Here is a 3,890-nt window from a genome sequence, read left to right as displayed (position 1 = left end):
AGTGATAACCCGAGAAACCATCGAATCAATGCACCTAGCGATGCGCCCACACTGATCGCGAGGATTGAGTTCCACATAGTCTTGTCCTTCTTGTTCATCTTGACCGGACAGGCACTCGAGAGCTTATGCGCCCAGACCGGGGTTTGTGCGTAGACATCATTAGCAACGGCCGCAGTAAGTAATTAGTGCCAGTGAAAAAAATGGGGTTTCCGAGCTGACACTAGATAGTAACGCCTTGGTCTTGAGGACGTGGATTTGATAATTTGGCCGAATCCCTTTCATCATATATGTGGCTTTTAGGCGCCTTGCTGGCAATCCGAGCAGCTTCAATCCTGAGTCCGGAATCTTTTGGGCGTGTACACAAGCACAGGCGTAGCCAGGCTGGACTATTATCGATAGCGGTTTCGTGGGCTCTTGGCAACCCCGCATAGGCATAATGTCATGCGCAATAATGCGCAGTGTTGCGCCCTTATATGGAAAATAGTCAGTGATGCGATAAGGGGTACGTTACTTCTAATTCAAACTACGGGAACTCCCTTAGAACCTGTTAAAAGTCTTTGTATATTCATGCCAAGAAAGCAACATGGACAAATTGTAGGCTGGTGTTGAGCTTGTGTTTACAATTTTTCCACAGCCATCGGTATTTTCCCAACCATGCGAAAGAGCGTTCCACCACCCAGCGTTTCGGCATCACAGAAAACGTGTGCCATTGACTGCGCCGTGCAATCTGCACAGTTGTGCCAATTGTAGTCTTCGTTGCTTCAGCGAACTGTTGTCCCGCATAACTACCGTCAGCTAATACTTTTGCACGCTGCCCGGGTTGGTCCTACACCGATCCATTGCTTGCCGCGCTCTCTTTCGATCAGTGACCTGCACGGCAGTTACTGCGATTGCATGTGGCAACCCCTGCGTATTCACCGCAATATGGCGTTTAATACCCGAAATCTTCTTGCCCGCGTTATAACCCTTCTGGTTCGCCGTACCTGTGTTCTTCACACTCTGCGCGTCTACGATCAAATAGGATGAGCAGACGTTACGCCTCTGCCTCAGGCGGGCCGCGCCAACCTGATTTTTTAAGTGTCTGCTCCAGCAGGCTCGCTCCAAATAGAAAAGTACGAATGGACCTTACGTCATTTTGGAAATTCGCTTGGCAACTACACTTGAGTAAATATAATATCCCATAAAATACTTCATATAAATCGATTCGACGCGGACTGATCTTCTTGTGCGCACTCTCCAGCAATGGGCGCACTTACTTGAAATGTTCGCGACTAATATCACTTAGATAACGGTCTCTCATCCTGCAGGCATTACATCCTTTCCGTTAACTCAAAAGACTTTGAACCGGCTCTTAGAAACTGCCTGAATGAGCCTTGAATTATTTATGTTTATCGACCAACCAATCACTCTTATCAAATCACATATACGAAATAGTGATAAGCAAATGAAATAATATAATTTATAAAAATAAGAAATGACTGATAAAGTCTACAGCCATTGAAATCAACAAATCATTTCAACGCAATGACAAACAGAACGATACAAAAAAACAGTCATCCGTTTTACCAGGATATTCAACAGGAGAACGTGCGAGCTGCTACTAGTATTGAATATGGCTGCGTAGAGAACATGATCCATGATAGCCAGGTCGTGCACACCAAGTGTCGAGAAAGAATTCGTACTAACTACACTAATTCTATTCGCACCATCAAATAGTAAGTTAAAAAATTAGCTCACTTAGATCATGTTTAACCAAAAATCTACCATTACTTCGACCAGAAAACTGGAGAAGGAAAAAATGAGTTGCAATGCCCTGACCGGAAAACCGGAAGAGCATACAGGAGAAATGAATGAAATTTCTAAAAGTCATCCTAGATAAATTGATTGTATTGGTGGGAAAAGCATCTCTGATTCTTAGCACAACCAAGCAGTTGTTAGCTAGGCGTAACTCGCTGACATTTTTTTTTAGTATGTTATTTTTTATCGTCTTGACCCAAAAGATTGCGGAAGCTCAATCAGTTACAGAAAGTCATGTTATTACCCTCCCAGATTCTATGCTGCAAGTCACGCAACTTAAAGAAGGCGACTCATATAAATGGTCGGTAAAACCAAAAGATCAATCCAGCTCACCACTTGCTGCCAAATCAAAAGAGAGCAAGCAACCAACGAGTTATTTCCGGCGCTCCGATAGCTATGCAACCAATCCTGAATCGGATCCGCCCAGATATGTGCGTCGATTAAGCGATATCGGGATTGAAGCATTTAAAGATATTACCTGGCTGGAAGTCGGTTTAGAGCATCGTACTCGATATGAATTCCGCAATAATGACATACGGCGTACCGAAGGCGGAGATGACAACCCCTTCTTTTTACGTAACCGTGCATGGATTGGAATAAAAGAGATATTGGATCCATTCCGTTTTGCCGTCGAATTTCAAGACTCACGGGTGTATAACAATAAACATGCTAGAACTGATCAGGAAAGAAACGAGTACGATCTGATCAATGCTTATGGCGAGTTATATTTCAAAAATGCACTGGGAGTGGATGACAGAAATCAAAACCGCCCGATTAGATTCCGTGTAGGCCGTATGGCTTATGAAGTAACGGATCGGCGTTTTATCGCGCGTAACGAGTGGCGCAACACCACCAATACTTTCGAAGGTTTTCGATTGAATCTGGGACGCGATGCCAATGACTGGGAGCTTGATCTCTTTGGCATGCAACCTGTCAGACGGCTGCAAACCAAATTTGATGAAGCCAATGATAACCTGTGGTTTTTTGGAGCAATCGGCCATTGGCGCAAGTGGTCTGACATCATCACGATACAGCCGTATTACATGGGTCAGAAACAAGAAGGTGATCCCCAAGGCTTTACCGCAACCAACCGGCTGGATCGGGAAATTCATATGCCAGGGTTTCGTGCTTACGGAAGACTTGGTACACCAAGCAAACCCTATCTAATGGATTTTGACGGGAGCTTCAATTATCAGCTCGGTTATAGTGGCCCCCTGCGGCAAGATGCTCATGGCTATACTATCGAATTAGGGCGAACCTTTGATTATCCATGGAAACCGCGTCTCAGTGCTTTTTACGGCTACGCCACAGGTGATCGTGATCCCAATGACGGCGAAGACAACCGCTTTGATCGCTTCTTTGGTTTTGCACGTCCTTGGTCAGCGGATCATTATTTTATTTTTGAGAACGTCAAAACTCCCAAAGTAAGATTTGATTTACAACCCCATCCGATGCTGGGTTTTGAACTTGGTTATAGCTGGTTCTGGCTAGCGAGCAGCAAAGATCGCATGTTTGATTTTCTCGATGGGAACATCAGTAATACTGTTAAGGATCCTGGATTCAATCGGGACAGGACCGGCCAAAGTGGCGACTATGCCGGTAGTGCATTTGAAGGGCGCATCCGTTTTCAACCCACACCACGGATCAGCACCATCTTAGGCTATACCCACTTTTTTGCAGGTGAATTTGTTCAAAACCGGATAGCAGCAAGCCCCTCGTGCACTGAAGGCCATCATCCTTGTGTCGATCATCGGTCAGGCGATACTAATTTTTTGTACTTTGAAGTATTAATCAGCTTACTTTAATTTTTAACGTAATTATTGAAGGAAAAATATGAGAATCCAAAGTTGGTTTACAGCTCTACTATTCGTGATAAATTTCTTAATTGGAGGGCATGCGCTCGCGGATAAAGCCCTGCTGAATGTTTCCTACGATCCGACACGCGAGCTGTATCAGGAATTCAATCCCGCCTTCAGTAAATACTGGCAGGCACAGGCTGGCGAGAAGGTGACTATCAAGCAATCACATGGAGGATCCGGCAAACAAGCACGCTCTGTCATTGATGGGTTGGATGCTGATGTGGTCACGCTCGC

The 3,890-nt window shown here is 44.9% G+C and carries 2 protein-coding genes and 2 pseudogenes; 3 read left to right on the top strand and 1 reads right to left on the bottom strand.

The annotated features are described in order from the left end of the window. Positions 1–565: 565 nt before the first annotated feature. Positions 566–1,252, bottom strand: a pseudogene (locus BM122_RS22020) (IS5 family transposase). Between the two features lie 272 nt (positions 1,253–1,524). Between BM122_RS22020 and BM122_RS23755 the strand changes: the two are divergent. The 3 genes and pseudogenes from BM122_RS23755 to BM122_RS20575 form a co-directional block, all read left to right on the top strand. Beyond that, positions 1,525–1,716 carry a DUF2292 domain-containing protein gene (locus BM122_RS23755; protein ID WP_177198241.1) on the top strand — a complete coding sequence of 64 codons (192 nt, stop codon included), beginning with the start codon at positions 1,525–1,527 and terminating at the stop codon, positions 1,714–1,716. Positions 1,717–1,850: 134 nt separating this feature from the next. Continuing rightward, a complete protein-coding gene (locus tag BM122_RS20580; RefSeq protein ID WP_256212263.1) occupies positions 1,851–3,602 on the top strand; it encodes an alginate export family protein in 1,752 nt (583 codons plus the stop codon). 28 nt (positions 3,603–3,630) lie between these two features. Next, positions 3,631–3,890 (top strand): annotated as a pseudogene (locus BM122_RS20575) (substrate-binding domain-containing protein); the annotation flags it as partial.

This window comes from Nitrosomonas communis, from assembly GCF_900114745.1.
Lineage (GTDB): Bacteria > Pseudomonadota > Gammaproteobacteria > Burkholderiales > Nitrosomonadaceae > Nitrosomonas > Nitrosomonas communis_A.
The sequence above is the reverse complement of the archived record's forward strand: the minus strand, read 5'-3'. Positions and strand labels throughout refer to the sequence as shown.

Excerpts from the sequence above, each read along its gene's own strand:
- BM122_RS20580 (WP_256212263.1), top strand. The coding sequence starts at position 1,851 with ATGAAATTTCTAAAAGTCATCCTAGATAAATTGATTGTATTGGTGGGA.
- BM122_RS23755 (WP_177198241.1), top strand. The coding sequence starts at position 1,525 with ATGACAAACAGAACGATACAAAAAAACAGTCATCCGTTTTACCAGGAT.